At 64.2% G+C, this 23,377-nt stretch carries 21 protein-coding genes; 15 read left to right on the forward strand and 6 right to left on the reverse strand.

Going from position 1 to position 23,377, the window contains the following annotated elements:
- Positions 1 to 42 precede the first annotated feature (42 nt).
- The 5 genes from PQU96_RS02005 (at position 43) to sucD (ending at position 7,842) form a co-directional block, all read left to right on the forward strand.
- Positions 43 to 2,871, forward strand: a complete 2,829-nt coding sequence (locus tag PQU96_RS02005) for a 2-oxoglutarate dehydrogenase E1 component (RefSeq protein ID WP_272770595.1) — start codon at positions 43 to 45, stop codon at positions 2,869 to 2,871.
- Between the two features lie 50 nt (positions 2,872 to 2,921).
- Positions 2,922 to 4,130 (forward strand): 2-oxoglutarate dehydrogenase complex dihydrolipoyllysine-residue succinyltransferase, encoded by a 1,209-nt coding sequence (gene odhB / locus PQU96_RS02010; RefSeq protein WP_272770596.1) that lies wholly within the window; start codon positions 2,922 to 2,924, stop codon positions 4,128 to 4,130.
- Positions 4,131 to 4,211: 81 nt separating this feature from the next.
- Positions 4,212 to 5,645, forward strand: coding sequence for a dihydrolipoyl dehydrogenase (gene lpdA / locus PQU96_RS02015; RefSeq protein ID WP_272770597.1), 1,434 nt, complete (start codon positions 4,212 to 4,214; stop codon positions 5,643 to 5,645).
- 115 nt (positions 5,646 to 5,760) lie between these two features.
- A complete protein-coding gene (sucC, locus tag PQU96_RS02020; protein WP_189354413.1) occupies positions 5,761 to 6,930 on the forward strand; it encodes an ADP-forming succinate--CoA ligase subunit beta in 1,170 nt (389 codons plus the stop codon).
- 27 nt (positions 6,931 to 6,957) lie between these two features.
- Entirely contained in the window at positions 6,958 to 7,842 is an 885-nt protein-coding gene (gene sucD / locus PQU96_RS02025) for a succinate--CoA ligase subunit alpha (RefSeq protein ID WP_189354411.1), read from the forward strand.
- Between the two features lie 129 nt (positions 7,843 to 7,971).
- On the opposite strand, the gene PQU96_RS02030 is transcribed toward sucD, so the two are convergent.
- Both PQU96_RS02030 and cadR read right to left on the reverse strand, forming a co-directional pair.
- Positions 7,972 to 8,862, reverse strand: coding sequence for a LysR family transcriptional regulator (locus PQU96_RS02030; RefSeq protein WP_272770598.1), 891 nt, complete (start codon positions 8,860 to 8,862; stop codon positions 7,972 to 7,974).
- A 989-nt stretch (positions 8,863 to 9,851) separates the two neighbouring features.
- On the reverse strand, positions 9,852 to 10,304 hold the full coding sequence (gene cadR / locus PQU96_RS02035) for a Cd(II)/Pb(II)-responsive transcriptional regulator (protein WP_272770599.1): 453 nt from the start codon (positions 10,302 to 10,304) through the stop codon (positions 9,852 to 9,854).
- An 88-nt stretch (positions 10,305 to 10,392) separates the two neighbouring features.
- Here cadR and PQU96_RS02040 point away from each other — a divergent pair, with 88 nt between their 5' ends.
- Together PQU96_RS02040 and PQU96_RS02045 are read left to right on the forward strand one after the other, a co-directional pair.
- Positions 10,393 to 12,663 carry a heavy metal translocating P-type ATPase gene (locus PQU96_RS02040; protein WP_272770600.1) on the forward strand — a complete coding sequence of 757 codons (2,271 nt, stop codon included), beginning with the start codon at positions 10,393 to 10,395 and terminating at the stop codon, positions 12,661 to 12,663.
- Entirely contained in the window at positions 12,660 to 13,121 is a 462-nt protein-coding gene (locus tag PQU96_RS02045) for a methyltransferase family protein (protein WP_272770601.1), read from the forward strand. Before PQU96_RS02040 ends, PQU96_RS02045 begins: the two co-directional genes overlap by 4 nt.
- A 106-nt stretch (positions 13,122 to 13,227) precedes the next feature.
- On the opposite strand, the gene PQU96_RS02050 is transcribed toward PQU96_RS02045, so the two are convergent.
- Positions 13,228 to 14,997, reverse strand: coding sequence for an ABC transporter ATP-binding protein (locus PQU96_RS02050; protein WP_272770602.1), 1,770 nt, complete (start codon positions 14,995 to 14,997; stop codon positions 13,228 to 13,230).
- Positions 14,998 to 15,074: 77 nt separating this feature from the next.
- Between PQU96_RS02050 and PQU96_RS02055 the strand changes: the two genes are divergently transcribed.
- The 3 genes from PQU96_RS02055 to PQU96_RS02065 all read left to right on the forward strand — a co-directional run bounded on the left by PQU96_RS02055 (position 15,075) and on the right by PQU96_RS02065 (position 16,905).
- Entirely contained in the window at positions 15,075 to 15,557 is a 483-nt protein-coding gene (locus tag PQU96_RS02055) for an acyl-CoA thioesterase (protein ID WP_047967315.1), read from the forward strand.
- The gene (locus PQU96_RS02060; RefSeq protein ID WP_272770603.1) at positions 15,554 to 16,000 is read left to right on the forward strand and encodes a GNAT family N-acetyltransferase; all 447 of its coding nucleotides are present in this window, start codon (positions 15,554 to 15,556) and stop codon (positions 15,998 to 16,000) included. Before PQU96_RS02055 ends, PQU96_RS02060 begins: the two co-directional genes overlap by 4 nt.
- An 80-nt stretch (positions 16,001 to 16,080) precedes the next feature.
- Positions 16,081 to 16,905, forward strand: a complete 825-nt coding sequence (locus tag PQU96_RS02065) for a segregation and condensation protein A (RefSeq protein ID WP_272770604.1) — start codon at positions 16,081 to 16,083, stop codon at positions 16,903 to 16,905.
- A 3-nt stretch (positions 16,906 to 16,908) separates the two neighbouring features.
- Here PQU96_RS02065 and PQU96_RS02070 read toward each other — a convergent pair whose 3' ends face one another.
- The gene (locus PQU96_RS02070; RefSeq protein WP_272770605.1) at positions 16,909 to 17,505 is read right to left on the reverse strand and encodes a hypothetical protein; all 597 of its coding nucleotides are present in this window, start codon (positions 17,503 to 17,505) and stop codon (positions 16,909 to 16,911) included.
- A 52-nt stretch (positions 17,506 to 17,557) separates the two neighbouring features.
- On the opposite strand from PQU96_RS02070, the gene PQU96_RS02075 reads away from it, so the two are divergent.
- The 4 genes from PQU96_RS02075 (at position 17,558) to greB (ending at position 20,606) form a co-directional block, all read left to right on the forward strand.
- Positions 17,558 to 17,881: a YnfA family protein gene (locus tag PQU96_RS02075; RefSeq protein WP_272770606.1), complete on the forward strand. Its 324-nt coding sequence runs from the start codon at positions 17,558 to 17,560 to the stop codon at positions 17,879 to 17,881.
- Positions 17,882 to 17,959: 78 nt separating this feature from the next.
- A complete protein-coding gene (scpB, locus tag PQU96_RS02080; protein WP_120810590.1) occupies positions 17,960 to 18,583 on the forward strand; it encodes an SMC-Scp complex subunit ScpB in 624 nt (207 codons plus the stop codon).
- Positions 18,584 to 18,696: 113 nt separating this feature from the next.
- A complete protein-coding gene (locus tag PQU96_RS02085) occupies positions 18,697 to 19,980 on the forward strand; it encodes a pseudouridine synthase (RefSeq protein WP_444546102.1) in 1,284 nt (427 codons plus the stop codon).
- 68 nt (positions 19,981 to 20,048) lie between these two features.
- Positions 20,049 to 20,606 carry a transcription elongation factor GreB gene (gene greB, locus PQU96_RS02090; RefSeq protein ID WP_255907858.1) on the forward strand — a complete coding sequence of 186 codons (558 nt, stop codon included), beginning with the start codon at positions 20,049 to 20,051 and terminating at the stop codon, positions 20,604 to 20,606.
- Positions 20,607 to 20,652: 46 nt separating this feature from the next.
- Here the strand turns inward: greB and PQU96_RS02095 are convergent, their stop codons facing one another.
- Positions 20,653 to 21,069: a MarR family winged helix-turn-helix transcriptional regulator gene (locus PQU96_RS02095; RefSeq protein WP_272770607.1), complete on the reverse strand. Its 417-nt coding sequence runs from the start codon at positions 21,067 to 21,069 to the stop codon at positions 20,653 to 20,655.
- A gap of 118 nt (positions 21,070 to 21,187) precedes the next feature.
- Between PQU96_RS02095 and PQU96_RS02100 the strand changes: the two genes are divergently transcribed.
- On the forward strand, positions 21,188 to 22,339 hold the full coding sequence (locus tag PQU96_RS02100) for an aminotransferase-like domain-containing protein (RefSeq protein WP_272770608.1): 1,152 nt from the start codon (positions 21,188 to 21,190) through the stop codon (positions 22,337 to 22,339).
- Between the two features lie 87 nt (positions 22,340 to 22,426).
- On the opposite strand, the gene cysB is transcribed toward PQU96_RS02100, so the two are convergent.
- Entirely contained in the window at positions 22,427 to 23,365 is a 939-nt protein-coding gene (gene cysB / locus PQU96_RS02105; protein ID WP_272770609.1) for an HTH-type transcriptional regulator CysB, read from the reverse strand.
- Positions 23,366 to 23,377: the final 12 nt, after the last annotated feature.

The following is a 23,377-nucleotide window of genomic DNA, read 5'->3' on the forward strand; positions in this document are numbered from 1 at the left end:
ACGGTTTTTGCAAAGCAGCAACGCAGACAAAAGGGTCGAATAATGATGCAATCCATGTACAGTCATTCCTACCTGTTTGGTGGGAATGCACCGTTCATCGAGGATCTCTACGAGCAGTACCTCGCTGATCCGACAGTCGTTTCGCAGGAATGGCGGGACTACTTCGACAAGCTTTCTTCCGCGCCTGGTGCTGCCGAGCGTGATGTCGCCCACCAGCCGATCCAGGAATCCTTCATCCAGCTGGCCAAGCGCCCGCCGGCAGCGTCGCGCAGCAGCGCCGCCGCCGATTGGGAGTCGATGCAGAAACAGGTGGCGGTGCTGAAGCTGATCTCGGCCTACCGCGTACTGGGTTCGCGCCAGGCCAACCTCGACCCGCTCAAGCGCATGGACCAGGCAACGCTGCGCGAGCTGGATCACGCCACCCACGGCCTGACCGATGCCGACATGGCGGTGCACTTCAACGTCGGCTCGCTGGTAGCGCCGCAAAAGCTGCCGCTGTCCGAGATCATTGCCCGTCTGAAGCAGACCTACTGCGGCAATATCGGCGTCGAGTACATGCACATCACCAACTCCGAAGAAAAGCACTGGGTACAGAAGCGCTTCGAGGGTGACCTGTCGACCCCGCACTACAACGCCGACAAGAAAAAGCGCATCTTCAAGCAGATCACCGCTGCCGAAACGCTGGAACGCTACCTGCACACCAAGTACGTCGGCCAGAAGCGCTTCTCGCTGGAAGGTGGCGAATCCGCCATCGCCGCGCTGGACCACCTGATCCAGAACGCCACTTCGGTGGGCGTGGAAGAGCTGATCATCGGTATGGCCCACCGTGGCCGCCTGAACGTGCTGGTCAACACCCTGGGCAAGCAGCCGCGCGACCTGTTCGCCGAGTTCGAAGGCAAGGCGGCGCAGGAGCTGGCCTCCGGCGACGTGAAGTACCACATGGGCTTCTCCTCCGACATCCCGACCGCCAACGGCCCGATGCACGTGTCGCTGGCGTTCAACCCGTCGCACCTGGAAATCGTCAACCCGGTGGTCGAGGGTTCGGTGCGCGCGCGCCAGGATCGCCGCAAGGACAGCGAGCGCAAGGCCGCGGTACCGGTGCTGATCCACGGTGACTCCGCCTTTGCCGGTCTCGGCGTCAACCAGGGCACCTTCAACCTGTCGCAGACGCGCGGTTACGGTACTGGCGGCACGCTGCACATCGTGATCAACAACCAGGTCGGCTTCACCACCTCCGATACCCGCGACATGCGTTCCACGCTGTACTGTACCGACGTGGCGAAGATGATCGAGGCACCGATCTTCCACGTGAACGGCGACGATCCGGAAGCGGTGTGCTACGTGATGCAGGCGGCGCTGGACTTCCGCATGAAGTTCAACAAGGACGTGGTCATCGACCTCGTCTGCTACCGCAAACTGGGCCACAACGAGGGCGACGACCCGTTCCTGACCCAGCCGATGATGTACAAGAAGATCGCCAAGCACGGCGGCGTGCGCGCGATGTACGCCGAGCGTCTGGTGAGCGAGGGCGTGCTGACCGCCGCCGAAGCCGACAACTTCATCCAGGCCTACCGCGACGCGCTGGACAAGGGCGAACACGTCGAGCAGACCGTACTGTCCAACTACCGCCGTGAACACGCGCTGGACTGGTCGCAGTACCAGGGCACCCACTGGGCGCACCCGACCGACACCTCGCTGCCGCACGCCGATATCCAGCGTCTGGCCGAGAAGTTCACCACCGTGCCGGAAAACTACAAGCTGCACCCGACCGTGAAGCGTGTACAGGACGCCCGTCGCGCGATGGCTGCCGGCGAGCAGGCGATCGACTGGGGCATGGCCGAAACGCTGGCCTACGCCAGCCTGGTGACCAACGGTTACGGCGTGCGCATCTCCGGTGAAGACTCCGGCCGCGGCACCTTCTCGCACCGTCATGCTGTCGTGCACGACCAGAACCGCGAGCGCTGGGACCAGGGCACCTACGTGCCGCTGCGCAACATGTCCGACAACCAGGCCGATTTCCTGGTGATCGACTCCATCCTGAACGAAGAGGCGGTCCTCGCTTACGAGTACGGCTACGCCTGCTCGGCACCGGACCAGCTGGTGATCTGGGAAGCCCAGTTCGGCGACTTCGCCAACGGCGCTCAGGTCGCGATCGACCAGTTCATCTCCTCCGGCGAAACCAAGTGGGGCCGTCTGTGCGGCCTGACCACCATCCTGCCGCACGGCTACGATGGCCAGGGTCCGGAGCACTCCTCCGCGCGTCTGGAACGCTGGCTGCAGCTGTGCGCCGAGCACAATATGCAGATCGTGATGCCGTCCGAAGCCAGCCAGATGTTCCACGTGCTGCGCCGCCAGGTACTGCGTCCGTACCGCAAGCCGCTGGTGATCTTCCTGTCCAAGCGCCTGCTGCGCTACAAGGATGCGATGAGCCCGCTGGAAGACTTCACTTCCCACAGCTTCCGTCCGGTGATCGGCGATGCCGGCATCAGCGATGCCAAGGCGGTGAAGCGCGTGATCCTGTGTTCCGGTCAGGTCTACTACGATCTGGTCAACGGCCGCAAAGAGCGCGAGCTGGACAACGAAGTGGCGATCATCCGCGTCGAGCAGCTGTATCCGTTCCCGACCGAACAGCTGCAGGCCGAGCTGGCCCGCTTCTCCCACGTGAAGGAAATCATGTGGGTTCAGGAAGAGCCGCGTAACCAGGGTGCCTGGTACCAGATCCGCCATCGCCTGGAAAGCCTCCTCGGCGCCAAGCAGAACCTGCTGTTTGCCGGTCGTCCGTCGTCCGCATCGCCGGCCGTGGGTTACATGAGCAAGCACGTTGCGCAACTGAAGGGCTTCATCGAAGAAGCCATGTCGGTTAACAAATAACACCTGTAGAACAAAGGGCGGCCGCCAGCCGCCCCCAAACGGAGAAGAACATGGCCATTATCGAAGTGAAAGTGCCGCAGTTGCCGGAATCGGTTTCCGAAGCCACCCTGATGTCCTGGCACAAGAGTGTCGGCCAGGCCGTCGCCCGTGACGAGAACCTGATCGACCTGGAGACCGACAAGGTCGTGCTGGAACTGCCGGCACCACTGGCCGGTGTGATCGTCGAGATCATCGAGCAGGATGGCGCGACCGTGGTATCCGGTCAGCTGATCGCCCGCATCGACACCGCCGCTACCGCCGGCGATGCCGCCCCGGCCGCTGCTGCTGCCCCGGCTCCGGTTGCCGCGGCACCGGTACAGGCTGCTGCGCCAGGCGGCGCGGCTATGCCGTCGGCTGCCAAGCTGGCTGCCGAAACCGGCGTGGACCTGGCTGGCGTGGCCGGCTCCGGTCGTGACGGTCGCATCCTGAAAGAAGACGTTGCCGCTGCCGCCGCCAAACCGGCTGCCGCTGCTGCCAAGCCGGTAGCACCGCTGCCACCGGTTGCCGCTGACGCTTCCGGCCGTCCGGAACAGCGCGTGGCGATGTCCCGTCTCCGCCAGCGCGTGGCCGAGCGCCTGCTGCAATCGCAACAGACCAACGCGATTCTGACCACTTTCAACGAAGTGAACATGAAGCCGCTGATGGAGCTGCGTGCCAAGTACAAGGACAAGTTCGAGAAAGAGCACGGCGTGAAGCTGGGCTTCATGGGCTTCTTCGTCAAGGCCGCCGTGGCCGCGCTGAAGAAATACCCGATCGTGAACGCCTCGGTTGACGGCAACGACATCATCTACCACGGCTACTTCGACATCGGCGTCGCCGTTGGCAGCCCGCGTGGTCTGGTGGTACCGGTGATCCGCAATGCCGACCAGTTGAGCCTGGCCGACATCGAGAAGCAGATCGCCGAATTCGGCAAGCGTGCGCAGGAAGGCAAGCTGACCGTGGAAGAGCTGACCGGCGGTACCTACACCATCTCCAACGGTGGCACCTTCGGCTCCATGATGTCGACCCCGATCATCAACCCGCCACAGTCCGCCATCCTCGGCATGCACGCCACCAAGGAGCGCGCCGTGGTTGAAAACGGCCAGGTGGTAGTACGTCCGATGATGTACCTGGCGCAGTCCTACGACCACCGCATCATCGACGGCCGCGAAGCGGTGCTGTCGCTGGTAGCGATCAAGGACGCGATCGAAGATCCGGCCCGCCTGATCCTCGACCTGTAAGCCAGTCCGGGACGGCTGGTCCCGCTTTCCCGGTTGCGGCCAACCTTGTGAGGTTGGCCGCAATGAATACAAGGAACAATCATGAGTCAACAGTTTGACGTGGTGGTCATCGGCGGCGGCCCAGGCGGCTATGTCGCAGCCATCCGTGCTGCCCAGCTGGGCTTCAGCACCGCTTGCGTGGACGCCACCAAGAACCCGGAAGGCAAGCCTTCGCTGGGTGGTACCTGCCTCAACGTCGGTTGCATTCCGTCCAAGGCACTGCTGCAGTCGTCGGAAAACTTCCACGCCGTACAGCACGACTTCCAGAAGCACGGCATCAGCGTCGACGGCGCCCAGATGGACGTGGCCAAGATGCTGGCGCGCAAGAACGACATCATCACCAAGAACGCCGGTGGCATTGCCTTCCTGTTCAAGAAGAACAAGGTGGCCAATGTGCACGGTCTGGGTAGCCTGAAAGGCCGCCAGGGCGAGAAGTGGGTCATCGAAGTGACCGACAACGGTGCCGTGGTCGATACCCTGGAAGCCAGCCACGTGATCGTGGCCACCGGCTCCAGCCCGCGTCAGCTGCCGGGCCTGCCGACAGACAACCAGATCGTGCTGGACAACGAAGGCGCACTGGCGCTGGCAGAAGTGCCGGCCCGCCTGGGCGTGATCGGTGCCGGCGTGATCGGCCTGGAAATGGGTTCGGTATGGAAGCGCCTCGGCGCCGACGTGACCATCCTGGAAGCCATGCCGACCTTCCTTGCCGCTGCCGACCAGCAGATCGCCAAGGAAGCGTTCAAGACGCTGACCCGTGACACCGGCCTCGACATCAAGCTGGGCGTGAAGATCGGCGAGATCGTCAAGGGCGACAAGGGCGTGACCGTCAACTACGAGCTGAACGGCGAAGCCGTGAAGGCCGAGTTCGACAAGCTGATCGTATCCATCGGCCGCGTGCCGCACACGGCCGGCCTCGGCGCCGAAACCGTCGGCCTGCAGCTGGACGAGCGCGGTTTCGTGGTCGTCGATGACCACTGCCTGACCAACCTGCCGAACGTGTGGGCGATTGGCGACGTGGTACGTGGCCCGATGCTGGCGCACAAGGCGTCGGAAGAGGGCGTGGCCGTGGCCGAGCGTATCGCCGGCCAGAAGCCGCACGTGGACTTCGGCGTGATTCCGTGGGTGATCTACACCTCGCCGGAAATCGCCTGGGTCGGCAAGACCGAAGAGCAGCTCAAGGCCGAAGGCATCGAGTACAAGAAGGGCACCTCCGGCTTTGCGGCCAACGGTCGCGCGCTGGGCCTGGGGCAGGCACAGGGCACCGTCAAGCTGCTGGCCTGCGCCAAGACCGACCGCATCCTCGGCCTGCACATGATCGGCCCGATGGTGTCCGAGCTGGTGACCGAAGGCGTGGTGTCGATGGAGTTCAAGGCGGCCAGCGAAGACCTGGCCCGCATTGTTCACGCCCATCCAAGCCTGTCCGAAGTGGTGCACGAAGCAGCCCTGGCTGCCGACAAGCGCGCGCTGCACGGCTAAGCAAGCTGCACGATTAAACAAGACCGCCCGCACCGCGGGCGGTACAATCGCAGAATTACAGGCATAGCAAGGTTGGCCGCAAGGCTTGCCGACTATCCAACCGAAAGGAAACTCAATGAACCTGCACGAATACCAAGCGAAAGAGCTGCTGGCCAAGTACGGCCTGCCGGTGCAAAAGGGCATCCTGGCGAACTCGCCAGAAGAGGCTGCTGCTGCTTACGACACTCTGGGCGGCAAATTTGCTGTTGTCAAAGCCCAGGTCCACGCCGGTGGCCGTGGCAAGGCAGGTGGCGTGAAAGTGGTGAAAAGCCGCGAAGAAGCAGCCGAAGTGGCCAAGAGCCTGATCGGCACCAACCTGGTGACCTACCAGACCGACGCTGCCGGCCAGCCGGTTCATAGCGTACTGGTATGCGAAGACATGTACCCGGTGCAGCGCGAACTGTACCTGGGCGCCGTGGTTGACCGCGGTTCCCAGCGCGTGGTGTTCATGGTTTCCACCGAAGGCGGCGTGGAAATCGAAAAAGTAGCGGAAGAAACTCCGGAAAAAATCATCAAGGTGGAAGTGGATCCGCTGGTCGGCATGCAGCCGTTCCAGGCACGCGATTGCGCGTTCGCTCTGGGCCTGTCCGGCAAGCAGATCGGTGAGTTCACCAAGCTGATGCTGGGCGCCTACGATGCCTTCGTGTCCAACGACTTCGCCCTGTTCGAAGTGAACCCGCTGGCACTGCGTGAAAATGGCGAACTGGCTTGCGTCGACGGCAAGATCAACCTCGACTCCAACGCCCTGTATCGTCACCCTGAGCTGCTGGCCCAGCGCGACAAGTCGCAGGAAAACGAGCGCGAAGTGAAGGCTTCCGAGTTCGACCTGAACTACGTGGCCCTGGAAGGTAACATCGGCTGCATGGTGAACGGCGCCGGTCTGGCGATGGCCACCATGGACATCATCAAGCTGAAAGGCGGCCAGCCAGCCAACTTCCTGGACGTGGGCGGCGGCGCGACCAAAGAGCGCGTGATCGAGGCGTTCAAGCTGATCCTGGCCGATACCTCGGTCAAGGGCGTGCTGATCAACATCTTCGGCGGTATCGTTCGTTGCGACATGATCGCCGAAGCGATTATCGCTGCTGTTAAGGAAGTGAACGTGACCGTTCCTGTCGTTGTACGCCTGGAAGGCAACAACGCTGAACTGGGCGCCAAGATCCTGGACGAGTCCGGTCTGAAACTGACCTCCGCCCAAGGCCTGAACGACGCAGCCGAGAAGATCGTTGCTGCCGTTGCCGCGCTTTAATCACCTGCACCGCATAAGGATTTCAAAATGAGCGTATTGGTAAACAAAGATACGAAAGTGCTGGTGCAAGGCTTCACCGGCAAGAACGGTACTTTCCACGCCGAACAGGCGCTGAAAGTCGGCACCAAGGTTGTCGGTGGCGTGACTCCGGGCAAGGGTGGTTCCGAGCACCTGGGCCTGCCAGTGTTCAACACCATGAAAGACGCCGTACGCCAGACCCAGGCTGATGCCTCGGTGATCTACGTACCGGCAGCTTTCGCCAAGGACTCCATCCTGGAAGCCATCGATTCCGGCGTGAAGCTGATCGTGTGCATCACCGAAGGCGTGCCGACTCTGGACATGCTGTACGTGAAGAAAGCCGTCGACGAAGCCGGCATCCGCCTGATCGGCCCTAACTGCCCAGGTATCATCACTCCGGGCGAGTGCAAGATCGGCATCATGCCGTGGCACATCCACAACCCGGGCCGCATCGGTATCGTGTCCCGTTCCGGTACCCTGACTTACGAAGCCGTGGCACAAACCACCGCTCTGGGTCTGGGCCAGTCCACATGTATCGGTATCGGTGGCGACCCGATCCCTGGCACCAGCCATATCGACGCCCTGAAACTGTTCCAGGACGATCCGGATACCGACGCCATCGTGATGATCGGTGAAATCGGCGGCTCCGCTGAAGAAGAAGCGGCCGAATTCGCCAAGGCCTACGTGACCAAGCCGGTAGTTGGCTATATCGCCGGTGTGACTGCGCCTAAGGGCAAGCGCATGGGCCACGCTGGCGCCATCATCTCCGGTGGCAAGGGTACTGCCGAAGAGAAGTTCAAGGCTTTCGAGCAGGCTGGCATCGCCTACACTCGCAGCCCGGCCGAGATCGGCAAGACCATGTTCGAACTGCTGAAAAGCAAGGGCATGATCTAAGTCGCAAGACTGCCTGATCACAGCACAACGCCACCGTTCGCGGTGGCGTTTTTCATTATGTGGCAGCAAGGTTGGCCGCAAGGTTTGCGGCCAACCTTGTGTCGCTCCGCGTCTGCTGTCGCGTGCGGCTCAGTGTCCCGGCAGCAGGATTTCGCGGGTCAGCGTGATCCAGGCGCGGGCGGCGTGCGACAGGTAGCTGTCCTTCTTCCAGATCAGGCCGATGTGCCACACGATGCGCTCCTCGTCGACCGGCACCACGTCGAAGCGATGCGGCTCCAGGTGGCGCGCCACCACCTCCGGCAGCAGCGCGATGCCGAGCCGCGCCTCCACCATCGCGGCGATGAAGTCCCAGTGCGCGCTGCGCCCGGCGATGTGCACGCTCTTGCCGAGCAGGCGGAAGGCGTCGGTGATGCGCGCGCTGAGCGAGAAGTCCTCCGGGTAGAACACCAGCGGCCGGTCGGCGATGTCGAGCAGGGTGACGCTGTCCAAGCCGTGCCACGGGCTGCCGGTGGGTGCGATCAGGCACAGCCGGTCGCGCACCAGGCTCAGGCTTTCGAACACGCTGTTGTCCACCGGTAGTACCGCGGCGCCGATTTCCAGCAGGCCGTTGCGCACGCTGCTTTCGATGGCGCGGGCGCCGTCTTCCACCATCTTCAGCTCGACATTGGGGTAGCGGTCGCGGAAGGCACCGACCACCGGCGCGAAGAAGGCGCCGCCGGTCATCGGCGGCAGGCCGACCACCAGCTCGCCGCGCGCCAGCTCCGCCAGCTCCGCCAGCTGGCTGTTGAGGCGCATCTGCGCCGCCAGCACGTCCTGGCCACGCTGGTACACCACGCGGCCGGCATCGGTGAGGTGGAAGCTCTTGCCCTCGCGGATCAGCAGAGGGCTGCCGATCTCGTCCTCCAGCTGTTTCACCATCTTGCTGATGGTGGGCTGGGTGACAAACAGCGCCTCGGCGGCGCGGGTGAAGTTCTGCTGGCGTACCAGCTCGGTAAAGTAACGCAGCGCCTTGATGTCCATCTTGACTATTCTTTAATGGAATTGATTTTATAATTTTAATTCATTTCCAGAATGGACGGCAGCTACCTATACTGCAATCACTCTCTGTGTTGTGTTGTGGCTCGTAACGACAATCGGCACTGGCACCCAGGCTGCAGAACGGATTCTCCTCCCGACTCGCGCCGCCAGTGACAGGTTGTGACAGCGGTAGCGATACCGTTGAAGGCATCAGCCGAGTGCTGAATCAGAATTGACTGATGCCTCGTACATCCGGGGATTGTGTACGAGGTTTATTCCTTGGATTCCCCTTACGAGCATGTTAGGCCGGCTACTTAGCCGGCTCTTTTTTTGCCCGGCGCTAGATGATTCCACTGTGGAATGATTTTGATAATTTTAATTCATTTCCGGAATGGCTAGCGCCTGCTTATACTGCACTCACTCTCTGTGTTGTGTTGTGGCTCGTAACGACAACCGGCACTGGCACCCAGGCTGCAGAACGGATTCTCCTCCCGACTCGCGCCGCCAGTGGCAGGTTGTAATCAGTGGTAGCGATGCTGCTGAAAGGCATCAGCCGAGTGCTGAATCAGAATTAACTGATGCCTCGTACATCCGGGGATTGTGTACGAGGTTTATTCCTTGGATTCCCCTTACGAGCGTTGTTAGGCCGGCTACTTAGCCGGCTCTTTTTTTGCCCGGCGCTAAATGATTCCGCCGTGGAATGATTTTGATAATTTTAATTCATTTCCGGAATGGCTGGCGCCTGCTTATACTGCACTCACTCTCTGTGTTGTGTTGTGGCTCGTAACGACAACCGGCACTGGCACCCAGGCTGCAGAACGGATTCTCCTCCCGACTCGCGCCGCCAGTGGCAGGTTGTGACAGCGGTAGCGATACCGTTGAAGGCATCAGCCGAGTGCTGAATCAGAATTGACTGATGCCTCGTACCACCGGGGATGAGGTACGAGGTGTATTCCTTGGATTCCCCTTACGAGCGTTGTTAGGCCGGCTATCTAGCCGGCTATTTTTTTGTCCGTCGCCGTCGGATGGCAGACGCAGGGCTCGCCGCTGGAGGCATCTTCCAGCGTTTTTAGGATGCCGCAATCGGCCAGCGTGTGCGGGCTGTGGCAACGGTCGCGCAGGGCCTGCAACTGCCGCTCCAGTTGCTGCAGGGTTTCGATCTGGCTGTGCACGCGGCGGATCTGGTCGTCGATCAGCGCATTGACGCGGTCGCACGGCTCCGGTGCCGGATGCCGGTGGTAGTCGGCCAGCTGGCGGATGTCGGCCAGCGACATGCCCAGCGAGCGGCAGTGGCGGATGAAGTTGAGCTGCTCGACGTGCTGCGGTTCGTAGCTGCGATAACCGCTGGCGCTGCGCGCCGGCGCCGGCAGCAGCCCCTCGCGCTCGTAGTAGCGTATGGTTTCCACCTCGCAGCCAGTCTGTCTGGCCAGTTCCCCGATTTGCATCAGCCTGCTCCCGTCTCATGAATTGCCGCTTGACCCTATAGTAGCTACAGGGTGTGCAATACACGAATGAAATCTGCGGGAGCCCACCATGTCCTCTTGTTGCAAGCATCAACACGCCAGCTGCGCTACGTCGGAGCACGCCGGTCACGACCATGCGGGTCACGACCATGCGGCCCACGATCACGCCGCTCACGCCCATGACGAGACTTCGCCACCGGCCAACGCCGCCGGTACCCGCCTGCAACTGGCGATTCCGGCGATGGACTGCCCGACCGAGGGCCAGCTGATCGCCAAGGTTTTGCGCCCGCTGGCCGGCGTCAACGACCTGTCCTTCAACTACATCGAGCGCACGGTGACGTTGTACCACGACGGCGTGGCCGAGACCGAGGTGCTGGTCGCGCTGTCCGCGATCGGCATGCCCGCCACGCTGCACGCGAGTGCCGCCCCAGCCGTCGCCACCACACACGGCCAGGCTGGCTGGCAGCTGTGGCTGGCCGGTGCCCTCGCGGTGCTGGCCGAGGCGCTGGCCTTCGGCGGCGCCGGCGACGCCAGTGTGCCGGTGGTGGCCTGCGCCGTGCCGGCGATGCTGCTGGCCGGGCGAAGCACCGCGCGCAAGGGCTGGTTCGCGTTGAAGACGGCGACGCTGAACATCTATTTCCTGATGAGCGTGGCGGTGCTCGGCGCGATGCTGCTCGGGCAGTGGCCGGAAGCGGCGATGGTGCTGTTCCTGTTCGCCCTGTCGGAAAAGCTGGAGGCGCGGGCGCTGGCGCGCGCCGGCGACGCGGTGAAGGCGCTGATGGCGCTGCGTCCGGAAACCGCCTGGGTGCAGCACGGCGACGGCTGGCAGGAAGTGGCGGTGGCCGAGGTCAAGGTTGGCCGCACCGTGCGCGTGCGCCCCGGCGAGCGGGTGCCGCTGGACGGCGAGATCATCGCCGGCCACAGCCAGTTCGACGAGGCGCCGATCACCGGCGAGAGCCTGCCGCTGGACAAGGGGCCGGGCGATGCGGTGTACGCCGGCACCATCAACGGCGGCGCGCTGGTGCAGCTGCGCGTCACCGCGCCGGCCGACGGCAGCGTGCTGGCGCGCATCATCCGCAGCGTGCGCGAGGCGCAGGCCGGCAAGGCGCCGACGCAGCGCTTCATCGACCGCTTCGCCGCGCGCTATACGCCGCTGGTGGTGGCGCTGGCCGTGCTGCTGGCGGTGGCGCTGCCGATGTTGGGGCTGATGGGCTGGCAGGCGGCGCTGTACCAGGCGCTGGTGCTGCTGGTGATCGCCTGCCCCTGCGCGCTGGTGATCGCCACCCCGGTGACGCTGGTGTCGGCCCTGGCCGCCGGCGCGCGCCACGGCATGCTGATCAAGGGCGGCGCCGCGCTGGAAGCCGCCGCGCGCGTGCGCACCGTGGCGCTGGACAAGACCGGCACCCTCACCAGCGGCACGGTGGCGGTGACGCGCGTCGAGCCGCTGGCCGACGGCCACGACGAGGCGACGGTGCTGGCGCTGGCGGCGGCGCTGGAGCAGCACTCCACCCATCCGCTGGCGCGCGCGGTGTGCCGGCGCGCGGCGGCGGCCAACGTTGCGGCCGCCGCGCTGCACGGCGCGGTGACGGAGCGGCCGGGGCAGGGCATGCTGGGCAGCATCGGTGGCCGGCAACTGGCGCTGGGCAACCGCCGCCTGGCGCTGGCGCAGGGCGTGGCGGCGGCGCGGCTGGACGCGCTGCTGGCGCCGCTGGAGGAACAGGGTGAGGGCTATCTGCTGTTGCTGCTGGACGGCGAGTTGCTGGCGCTGCTGCACGTCAACGACACGCTGAGGCCGCAGGCGGAGCACAGCATCGCCGCGCTGCAGGCGCAGGGCTTGCGCGTGCTGATGCTGTCCGGCGACCAGCCGGCGGTGGTGCGCCGCGTCGCCGCCGAGTTGAAGCTGGATGAGGCGCACGGCGGGCTGCTGCCGGACGACAAGTTGCAAAGCTTGGCCGCGGCGCAGCGCCACGGCGCGGTGGCGATGGTCGGCGACGGCGTCAACGACGCACCGGCGCTGGCGCAGGCGGAGCTGGGCATCGCGATGGGCGCGGCCGGCTCGGACACCGCGCTGGAGACGGCGCAGGTGGCGCTGATGGACGACCGCCTCGACCGGCTGCCCTTGCTGTTCGCCCACGCGCGGCGCAGCATGGCGGTGCTGCGCGCCAATATCGCGATCGCGCTGGCGATCAAGCTGCTGTTCTTCGTGCTGGCGCTGGCCGGGGTCGCCACGTTGTGGATGGCGGTGTTCGCCGACGTCGGCGCCAGCCTGCTGGTGATCGGCAACGGCCTGCGCCTGGCGCGGGTGCGGCTGGGGGATGAACAGGGAAAGGAGACAACATGATGCGCTGGCTGGAGTGCCGTATCCCACCGCCGCTGGTCGGGCTGACGTGTGCCGCGCTGATGGCGGCGCTGGCGTGGTGGCGCGGCGGCTGGCCGCCGGAGTCGGCGGTGCAGTGGCCGCTATGGCTGCTGCTGGCGCTGGCCGTGCTGCTGGAAGGCAGCGCGGTGCTGGCCTTCGTGCGCCGGCATACCACCGTCAATCCGCTGACGCCGCAGCGCAGCAGCGTGCTGGTGGTCAGCGGCTTCTACCGCCTCAGCCGCAATCCGATGTATCTGGGCATGCTGTGCCTGCTGCTGGCCTGGGCCTGGTGGCTGCAGCAGTGGCCGGCGCTGCAGGGGCCGCTGCTGTTCGTGCTGTGGCTGAACCGCTTCCAGATCGCGCCGGAGGAGCGCGCCCTGCTGGCGCTGTTCGGCGAGGACTATGCCGCCTATTGCCGCCGCGTGCGGCGCTGGTGCTAGCCGCTTGCGGCCAACGTTGGCCGCAAGCGCCGGCAGCATCAGGCAAACAGCCCGGCAAACGCCGGGCTGTTTTCATGGCAAGGGCCGTTCCATCAAAGCTTGGTGGCTAGGCGAGCTCGGCGCTGCGCTCGCCGGTCTGCAGCCGCCACAGCGCGGCGTAGCTGCCGTCCTGCGCCAACAGCGTGTCGTGGGTGCCGGACTCGATCAGGCGGCCGTGCTCCATCACGTGGATGCAGTGCGCGTGGCGCACGGTGGACAGCCGGTGCGCGATCACCACCGTGGTGCGGCCGCGCGACACCACGTCCAGCGAGCGCTGGATGGCGGCCTCGGTCTCGTTGTCCACCGCGCTGGTGGCCTCGTCGAGGATCAGGATCTTCGGGTCTTTCAGGATCGCTCGCGCCAGTGCCAGCCGCTGGCGCTGGCCGCCGGACAGCTTCTGGCCGCGCTCGCCGATCGGTGTGTCGTAGCCCTGCGGCAGGCGTTCGATGAACTCGTGCGCCTCGGCCGCGCGTGCGGCGGCGACGATGGCGTCGCGGCCAACTTCGGGCATGCCGTAGGCGATGTTCTGCGCCACGCTGCCGTCGGTGAGGAACACGTCCTGGCTGACATAGCCGATGGCGCGGCGCAGGTCGGTCAGCGCCAGCTGGCGGATGTCCTGGCCGTCGAGGCGGATCTCGCCGTGCTGCGCGTCGTAGAAGCGCAGCAGCAGCTTGACCAGCGTGCTCTTGCCGGAGCCGGTGGCACCGACAAAGGCTACCGTGCGCCCCGGCGGGATGGTCAGCGAGATGTCGTGCAGCACGGTGAGGTCGCCGTAGCCGAAGGTCAGGTGGCTGAAGCTCAGCTGGCCGCTGACGCTGTCGTGCGGCAGGGGCTTGCCGTGGTAGTCGATGGACAGCGGCGCCTGCAGGATGTCCAGCACGCGGTCGACGGCGGTCATCGAGCGCTGGTACAGGTCGGCGATGTCGGCGAGGCCGGTCAGCGGCCACAGCAGGCGCTGGGTCAGGAACACCAGCACCGAATAGCTGCCGACGCCGATGGCGCCGGTGAGCGCCAGGTGGCCACCGTACACCAGCGTCACCACGAAGCCGGACAGGATGGCCATGCGGATCACCGGGATGATGGCCGACGACAGGCGGATGGCGGCGGCGTTGGTGGCGCGGTAGTGCTCGCTGGCGTCGCGGATGTGCGCCGCCTCGAACGCCTCGGCGGTGAACGCCTTGATGGTGGCGACGCCGAGCAGGTTGTTGTTCAGCCGGCCGCTGATCACCGCCGCCGCCTCGCGCACCGCGGCGTAGCGCGGCGCGATGCGCTTCTGGAACCAGAAGGTGCCGTACAGGATCAGCGGGATCGGCGCCAGCGCGATCATCGCCAGCGTCGGCGCCAGGTAGAAGAACACCGCGCTGACCATCACCGTCGAGCACAGCACCTGGATGATGCTGTTGGCGCCGCCGTTGAGGAAGCGCTCCAGCTGGTTGATGTCGTCGTTGAGCACCGACATCAGCTTGCCGGTGCTCTTGTCCTCGAAGTAGGACAGCGGCAGCTTCTGCACGTGCTGGTAGGCATCCAGCCGCAGCTCGTGCTGCAGGTTCTGCGCCAGATTGCGCCAGCGCAGCTGGTACAGGTACTCGAACAGCGACTCGCCGCCCCAGATCAGCACCGTCAGCAAGCCCAGCCACAGCAGCTGGCTGAAGGCGTCGGTCACGCCCAGTGCCGCCAGGAAGGACGCGTCGCGGTTGACCACCACGTCCACCGCCACGCCGATCAGCACCTCGGGCAGGATGTCGAAGAACTTGTTGACCACGGAAAAACTGCTGGCCAGGTACACGTCACGGCGATAGCGCCGCGCGTACTGGAACAATCGGGACAGGGATGACATGATGGCAAGCACAAACAATAGGGCGGGCAACGATTGTACGCTGCCGTGCCCACAAAATGCATAAAGGATAGGAAGCAATGCTAGAACACACTGTAAACCAGCGCGAACTCACCATGTCGGTGCTGATGACGCCGGACATGGCCAATTTTTCCGGCAACGTGCACGGCGGCGTGCTGCTGAAACTGCTGGACCAGGTCGCCTACGCCTGCGCCAGCCGCTACGCCGGCTGCTACGTGGTCACGCTGTCGGTGGACCAGGTGCTGTTCAAGCAGCCTATCCACGTCGGCGAGATGGTGACCTTCCTCGCCAGCGTCAACCACGTTGGCCGCACCTCGATGGAGGTCGGCATCAAGGTGATCGCCGAAGACATCCAGAAGCGCAGCGTGCGCCACACCAACAGCTGCTACTTCACCATGGTGGCGTTCGACAACGGCAAGGCGATGCCGGTGCCGGCGCTGTCGCTGGACAGCGATACCCACAAGAAGCGTTTCCGCGAGGCGGAAATCCGCAAGAAGATGCGCATGGAAGCGGAACAGCACATGCAGGCCGCCGCGCAGTGACTCACGGCGGCGCGCTGCAGCCGCTGCTGGCTAGCGAGCAGCAGGCCGCCTACGCTCTGTACCGCGACGCGATGATGGCCGGCCTCAGCCGCATCGCGCACTGGGACGAGGCGCTGCAACGGCAGCGCTTCGCCGCCAGCCAGCAGGCGGCGTCGCTGTTCTGGTTTGAGGAGGGCGGCGCCAGGCGCGCGCTGCTCAGCCTGCGCCGCGACGATGCCGGCCTGATCGTCGATCTGCTGGTGGTGCCGCCGGCACAGCAGCGCAGCGGCAGCGGCCGCCGCGCGATGAGGCTGGTGCAGGCGCTGTGCCGACCCGGCGAGCAGGTACGGCTGAGCTGCCTGCGCCACGACCGTCGCGTGCGCGCGTTCTATGCCGCCCTCGGCTACCGCGTCGGTCACGCCGGCACCGATTTCCTCGAACTGCTGTGGCAGGCGCCGGCCTGAACCCTGCGGCCAACCTTGTTCCGCTCGCGCACCGCTGGCCGTACAATGCCCCCCTTGCCGCCCACCCGTTTCCCCCGACCATGACCGAACCGCTTGCCGACTTCCAGCTTTCCGCGCCCGAACTGCCGCCGGCGCTGCCGATCGCGCACGTGTTCGGCCAGCCGGTACTGGAAATCCCGCAGGACCTGTTCATCCCGCCCGACGCACTGCAGGTGATCCTGGACAGCTTCGAAGGCCCGCTCGACCTGCTGCTGTACCTGATCCGCAAGCAGAACCTCGACGTGCTCAACATCCCGCTGGCCGAGGTCACCGCGCAGTACATGAGCTACGTCGAGGTGATGAAGGCCGGCCAGTTCGAGCTGGCGGCGGAATACTTGCTGATGGCGGCGCTGCTGATCGAGATCAAGTCGCGCCTGCTGCTGCCGCGCCCGCCGGTGGAAGGCGAGGACGACCCGGACGACCCGCGTGCCGAGCTGGTGCGCCGGCTGCTGGAGTACGAGCAGATGAAACTGGCGGCGCTGGCGCTGGACAAGCTGCCGCAAGCCGACCGCGACTTCGCCTGGCTGGCGGTGCTGGTGGAGCAGTCGGCGGAACAGCGGCTGCCGGACGTCAGCGCGCTGGACCTGCGCCAGGCGTGGCTGTCCATCCTGTCGCGTGCCAAGCATAACCGCCACCACAAGGTGAAACAGGACGAGCTGTCGGTACGCGAGCAGATGAGCTGGATCGTGCGCTACCTTGACGGCCGCGATTACGTCGCCTTCGAGGAGCTGTTCGACATCGGCAAGGGCGTCGCCCACCTGGTGGTCAACTTCATCGCCGTGCTGGAGCTGGTGAAAGAGGGCATGGTCCGGGTCAGTCAGGACGAGCCGTACCAGCCTATCTATGTGCGGTTGGCGGTGGTGTGACTTTTAGGCTTTGCTGATAGATTCCAAGTATCTTATCTCAGCATTTAGTGCAATTTCGTAAAATCTTTTGTTTCCTGTGAAGAAAAATTCCTTGCCGCGCATGACGTCAAGAACAGTGATTTCTTTTTCTTCTCCTAGAATTTTCTTCATTAAGTGTATGCACATGCTGGCTGTTTCTTTTTTTAGCTGAGCTTGTTGTAAATAAAGCTTGATCTGTCTGGTTTTTCCTTCGCCATCAGTGATGGCAATCTCTGGGTTCGCGTGTAGATCAAAAGTTTCAAGTGGTAATGTGTCACTGATTGTTGGTGCGCTTTTGATGTCTTTTTGTTTCTTAATCCACTTGTTCCATCCCCCGAGCACAGCGACATGTGTGTTAATTTTTTTGGGATGAACAGACTTCGCTGCATTTTCTAGTGGAAGGTTAGAGGCAAAAGAATTTTTGTGAATTTCTTTAATGGCTTCTCGCGCTTTTTTATAATGATCCTTCGCAGGGCTATATTCGGCCATATTTAATAGGTCCACTGCTTTCTGAGCCTTCTGTTGGCCTGTGAGCATGGATAGTTGTGCGAATTGTCTAGCTCCAATTTTGGGTTTGCTCATGGATGTTCTCTATTTGCCTATGATTTTGTTATTTTTATGTCATTAATCTAATATGGTCAATACTTTTTTATTGTTTGTCGTCACTGCGGTATCAGAGATCGTCGGCTGTTATCTGCCGTGGCTGTGGCTGAAAAAGAATGGCTCGCCGTGGCTGCTGCTGCCGGCGGCGGCCAGTCTCGCGCTGTTCGCCTGGCTGCTGACCCTGCATCCGGATGCGTCGGGGCGGATCTACGCCGCCTATGGCGGGGTGTATGTCAGCGTGGCGCTGGTGTGGTTGTGGATGGTGGATGGCGTGCGGCCAAGCTTGTGGGATGTGGCCGGGGTCGGGCTGTGCCTGGCCGGCATGGCGGTGATCATGCTGGCGCCGCGCTCATGATTTATTCCGCTCGCGGGCAAAAAATCGTGTAAAATCCGCACCTTCCGTTCTGTATGTGCCCGTTGTTCCGGGGCTGTCATGTCGACCATTACCGACCTTAATTACCTCAAGATCGTGCTGGAAACCGCGCTGTTGACGGCGCAGGAGCCACTTACCGTCGGCCAGCTGAAAAAGCTGTTCACCGAAGACGTGAAGGCGGCGCTGATCAATGACATCCTCGACGAGATCCGGCAGAACTGGAAGGGCAGGGGCGTGGAGCTGGTCAAGCTCGCCTCCGGCTGGCGCTTTCGGGCGCGCGCCGAGTTCACCCCCTACCTTGCGCGACTGACGCCGGAAAAACCGCCGCGTTATTCGCGTGCCGTGATGGAAACACTGGCCATCATTGCCTATAAACAGCCGGTTACCCGCGGGGATATCGAATCCATCCGCGGCGTATCGGTGTCGACCAGTGTGATGCAGACCCTGCTGGAGCGGGGCTGGATCGAAGTGATCGGGCATAAAGACGTGCCCGGCCGTCCTGGCTTGTATGCCAGCACCCACAAGTTTCTCGATGATCTGGGTTTCAACACCCTGCGTGACCTGCCGCCGCTGGCGGAGCTGGGCACGCTGGTGTTGCCGGAACAGCTTGCGGCCAACGTGGACGAGGACGGTGAAGTGCCCCTCGCTGATGAGGCGCCCCAAAATACTGAACAGGAATCATGATGTCTAAAGGACAACGCAATCACGCGCGCCAACCCGTCGCCCGCGTCCGTGGCCAGGAATCCGGCCAATCCCGCAACCCGTCCAGCGATCGCCCGGCTTTCGGCGGCAAACCGCTGCAGCCCAAGGCCCCGGCCAGCTTCAACCCGCGCAGCACGCCTGCTACGGCACCAAGCGGCAAGCCGCTGCCGAAAACCGTGATGAAAACCCGCCGCGACGGCAGCACCTATCCTGCCGATGCCCGCACCGTGGCCCCGGCCGCGCAGAGCCGCCGCGACGCTCCCGCTACCAGCCGCCGTGACGGCAAGCCGCTGGATCCGGATACCCGTCCGGCCACCCGCCGCGATGGCCAGGCTTTCCACCAGGACGACCGCCGCAATGCCGGCCGTGGCGAAGCCGCGTTCAAGCACGAGCGTCAGTTCGGCAACAAGAATTTCGCGGTTCCGGGCGGCGCACCGTCGCCGGACGGCCGCGGCAGCAACGAGTTCGGCAAGGCGCGCCGCGAGGCGCCGGCGGTAAAGGTACCGCGCGCCAAGAAACTGGCGCTGCGCGCGCCGAAGCAGGAAATCGCCGAGCGCTCCGCCCGCCTGCGCGAAACCCGCGTCGACTACAGCAATATCGAACCGGTACGTCTACAGAAGGCGCTGGCCGCCTCCGGCGTCGGCTCGCGTCGCGAGATGGAAGAGTGGATCGAGGCCGGTTTCATCACCGTCAACGGCAAGAAGGCGGAGCTGGGCGACAAGGTCGGCCCGCAGGACCGCGTGACCGCCAAGGGCAACCCGATCAAGCTGAAGTGGGCCGACCGCCTGCCGCGCGTGATCATGTACCACAAGCAGGAAGGCGAGATCGTGTCGCGTGACGACCCGGGTGGCCGCATCACCGTGTTTGACCGCCTGCCGCAGGCCAAGTCCAGCCGCTGGGTGGCGATCGGCCGTCTCGACGTCAACACCTCCGGCCTGTTGCTGGTGACCACCAGCGGCGAGCTGGCCAACCGCATGATGCACCCGAGCTTCGAGTTCGACCGCGAGTACGCGGTGCGCGTGCTGGGCGAGCTGACCCGCGAGCAGATGAAGGAAATGACCGCCGGCATCGAACTGGAAGACGGCACCGCCCACTTCCAGCGCATCAGCGAGCAGGGCGGCGCCGACGAGGGCGCCAACCGCTGGTACAAGGTGGTGATCCGCGAAGGCCGCAACCGCGAAGTGCGCCGCATGTTCGAGCACTTCGGCATTACCGTCAGCCGCCTGATCCGCGTCCGTTTCGGCAATATCGGCTTGCCTCCGCGCCTCAAGCGCGGTCAGTATTACGAGCTGAACGAGGCCGAAGTGGCCGCGGTGATGAAGTGGGCCGGGCTGACCTCCACCGGCCAGATCAAGGTACGCGGCGGCGACGCACGCTAAACCCGTTGCCGACCATCAACGCCTCCCGCTCCGGCCGGGGGCGTTTTTTCATTCCGGGATGTCCATCTATGAGCAAAGCCTTTACCCGCGAGCAGGACGACGAGCACGACGACGAGCTGCCGGCGGAACAGCGGCTGCCGGCCGCGAGCAAGAACTACATCACGCCGGCGGGCTGGCACCGCCTGCGCGAGGAGCTGAACCAGTTGGTGAAGCACGAGCGCCCGCACATGACGCAGGTGGTGAACTGGGCGGCCAGCAACGGCGACCGCTCGGAAAACGGCGACTACCTGTACGGCAAACGCCGCCTGCGCGAGATCGACCGCCGCATCCGCTTCCTCACCAAGCGGCTGGAGATCGCCGAGGTGGTCGATCCGGAGCTGCGCGAGGCCACCGACCAGGTATTCTTCTCGGCCACGGTGCTGATCCAGCGCGGTGACGGCAAGGAGCAGCTGCTGCGCATCGTCGGCGTCGACGAGATCGACCTCGCACGCGGCCACATCAGCTGGATCTCGCCGATCGCGCGCACGCTGATCAAGGCGCGCGAGGGCGACACGGTGTTCTTCCGCGGGCCGGACGGCGAGGAGGAGATCGAGATTCTGGAGGTGCGCTACGAGCGCATAGCCTGAGCGTCGGGGAGGGGAGCGTTGCGGCCAAGGTTGGCCGCAGCGTGTGTCAGATGCGCGGGATATCGGACTTGCTGAGCAGGCTCATCGCCTGGTTGACCTTGAGCCAGCCTTCGGTGGCGTCCTGGCCGGCCTCGGCGAATGCCTGCATCAGCAGGCGCGCCTGTTCGCGGTGCAGCGCCTCTTCCAGCTTGCGGCCTTCCTCGGTCAGGCGCAGCTCCTTCACCCGTTTGTCGTGGCTGGCGGTGTCGGTGGCGATCAGCCCCATCTCGATCAGCTGCCGCAGCGGGATGTTGATCGCCTGCTTGGTGACGTCGAGACAGGCCAGCAGATCCTTGATCGACAGCGCGGGATACAGTGCCACGAAGAACAGGATGCGGTGGTGCACCCGCGCCAGGCCGCGCCGCGCCAGCATTTCATCCGGCTTGTCGGTAAAGGCCTGGTAGGCATGAAAAAACGCCTTCATGGCGTCGCGCAAAACAAAGGAATCTGGCAAGGAAATCATGGTTGACGTAAAGGTCATTAAGCGTTAAGTTGGTCAAACAATTTGACTAATAAAAACCTGTCTTCCAGAGGAGAGTACCATGTTTTCAGAGCGCGTCGAACGCCTGTCCGGTTCCCTGATCCGCGAGATCCTGGCTGCGGCACAACGTCCGGAAGTGATCTCGTTTGCCGGTGGCCTGCCGGCCGCCGATTGCCTGCCGGCACTGGATTTCAAGGGCGTACCGCCAGCACTGGCGCAGTACGGCACCAGCGAAGGCGAACCGGAACTGCGCGAGCAGATCGCCCGTGAAGCGGCCCGTATCGGCCTGCCGTGCGACCCGTCGCAGGTGCTGGTGCTGTCCGGCTCGCAGCAGGCGCTGGACCTCGCCGCCAAGCTGTTCATCGATCCGGGTACACCGGTCATCACCGAAGGCCCGACCTATCTCGCGGCGCTGCAGGTATTCAAGCTGTTCGGTGCCGACATCACCACCGTGCAGCAGGTGGACGGCCAGCTGCCGGCGGCCACGCTGGCCGCGGCGCTGGACAGCAGCAAGGCGCGCCTTGCCTACCTGATCCCGACCTTCCAGAACCCGTCCGGCGCCTGTTACACCCCGGACACGCGCAAGGCGCTGGCCGAGGTCATCGATGCCGCCGGCACCGTGCTGATCGAGGACGACCCGTACCGCGCGCTGTCCTACGACGGCGACGCGCCGGCCCCGCTGGTTACCCACCTGAAGTCGGCGTCGTGGATCTACTGCGGCTCCTTCTCCAAGACGCTGGCACCGGGCCTGCGCATCGGCTACCTGATCGCCTCGCCGGACCTGATGCCCTACCTGCTGAAGCTGAAGCAGGCGGTGGACCTGCACTCCAACCGTCTGGGCCAGTGGTTCATCAGCGAATGGCTGAAGAGCGGCAACTATCCGGCACACCTGGCCGGCTTGCAGGCCAAGTACAAGGTTGGCCGCGACGCAATGCAGACCGCGCTGGAAAAGCACTTTGCCGATCTGGCCGACTGGCAGGTGCCGCAGGGTGGCCTGTTCTTCTGGCTGAAGCTGAAAACCACGCGCGACACCCGCGAGCTGCTGAAGGTGGCGCTGGGCGAGCACAACGTGGCGTTCATGCCCGGCGAGCCGTTCTACGCCAACCAGGCCGACGGCATCGGCCGCCTGCGCCTGAACTTCAGCCACGCCACGCCGGATCGCATCGAGGAAGGCGTCGCCCGCCTCGCCAAGCTGATCCGCGACACGCAGTAAGCGCCAGCCTCGCCGCCACGGCGGCCAGCAAAAAAGGCACCCGTCCGGGTGCCTTTTTCTTTGCGGCCAACCTTTGGAGGGGGCGGCTTATTCCTCGTCGTCGCCGTGGTGCAGCGCGGCGTCCACTTCCTTGCGGTGCAGGTGCGGCGCGAACAGCTCGATGAAGGTGTAGGCGTAGCCGCGCAGGTAGGCGTCCTTGCGGATGCCGATCTTGGTCACCGAGGCGTCGAACAGGTGGCCGGCGTCGCGCGCCTGCAGCCCGATGTCGCGTTCCGCCTCGAAAGCCATGCTGGCGATGATGCCGATGCCGAGGCCGAGCTTGACGTAGGTCTTGATCACGTCGGTGTCGATCGCGGTCAGCACCACGTTCGGCGTCTTGCCGATGCTGGTGAAGGCCTGGTTGATCTTGGAGCGGCCGGCAAAAGCGAAGTCGTAGGTGATGATCGGGTGGGCGACGATGTCGTCCAGCGTCAGCGGTCGCTGCAGTGCCAGCAGCGGGTGGCCGTCCGGCGCCACGATGCTGCGGTTCCACTCGTAGCAGGGCAGCATCGCCAGTTCCTTGTACAGCGAGATGCCCTCGGTGGCGATGGCGAGGTCGGCCTCGCCGGACACCACCATGTCGCAGATCTGCGTCGGGCTGCCTTGCTTGATCGACAGCCGCACCTTGGGGTAACGCTGCACGAATTCGGCGATCACCTTGGGCAGCGCGTAGCGGGCCTGGGTGTGGGTGGTGGCGATGGTGAGTGCGCCTTCGGCCTCCTTGGAGAACTCGTCGCCGACACGCTTGAGGTTCTGTGCCTCGCGCAAGATGCGCTCCGAGATGCGCAGCACTTCCTTGCCCGGCTCCGACACCGCGACCACGCGCTTGCCGTTGCGGATGAACACCTGGATGCCGAGTTCGTCCTCCAGCAGGCGGATCTGTTTGGAGATGCCAGGCTGCGAGGTGTGCAGCTTTTCCGCCGCTTCGGACACGTTCAGGCCCTGCTTGGCCACTTCGACCAGGTAGCGTAACTGCTGGAGTTTCATCGTGCGCTCCTT

Source organism: Vogesella margarita (genome assembly GCF_028548475.1).
GTDB classification, from domain to species: domain Bacteria; phylum Pseudomonadota; class Gammaproteobacteria; order Burkholderiales; family Chromobacteriaceae; genus Vogesella; species Vogesella margarita.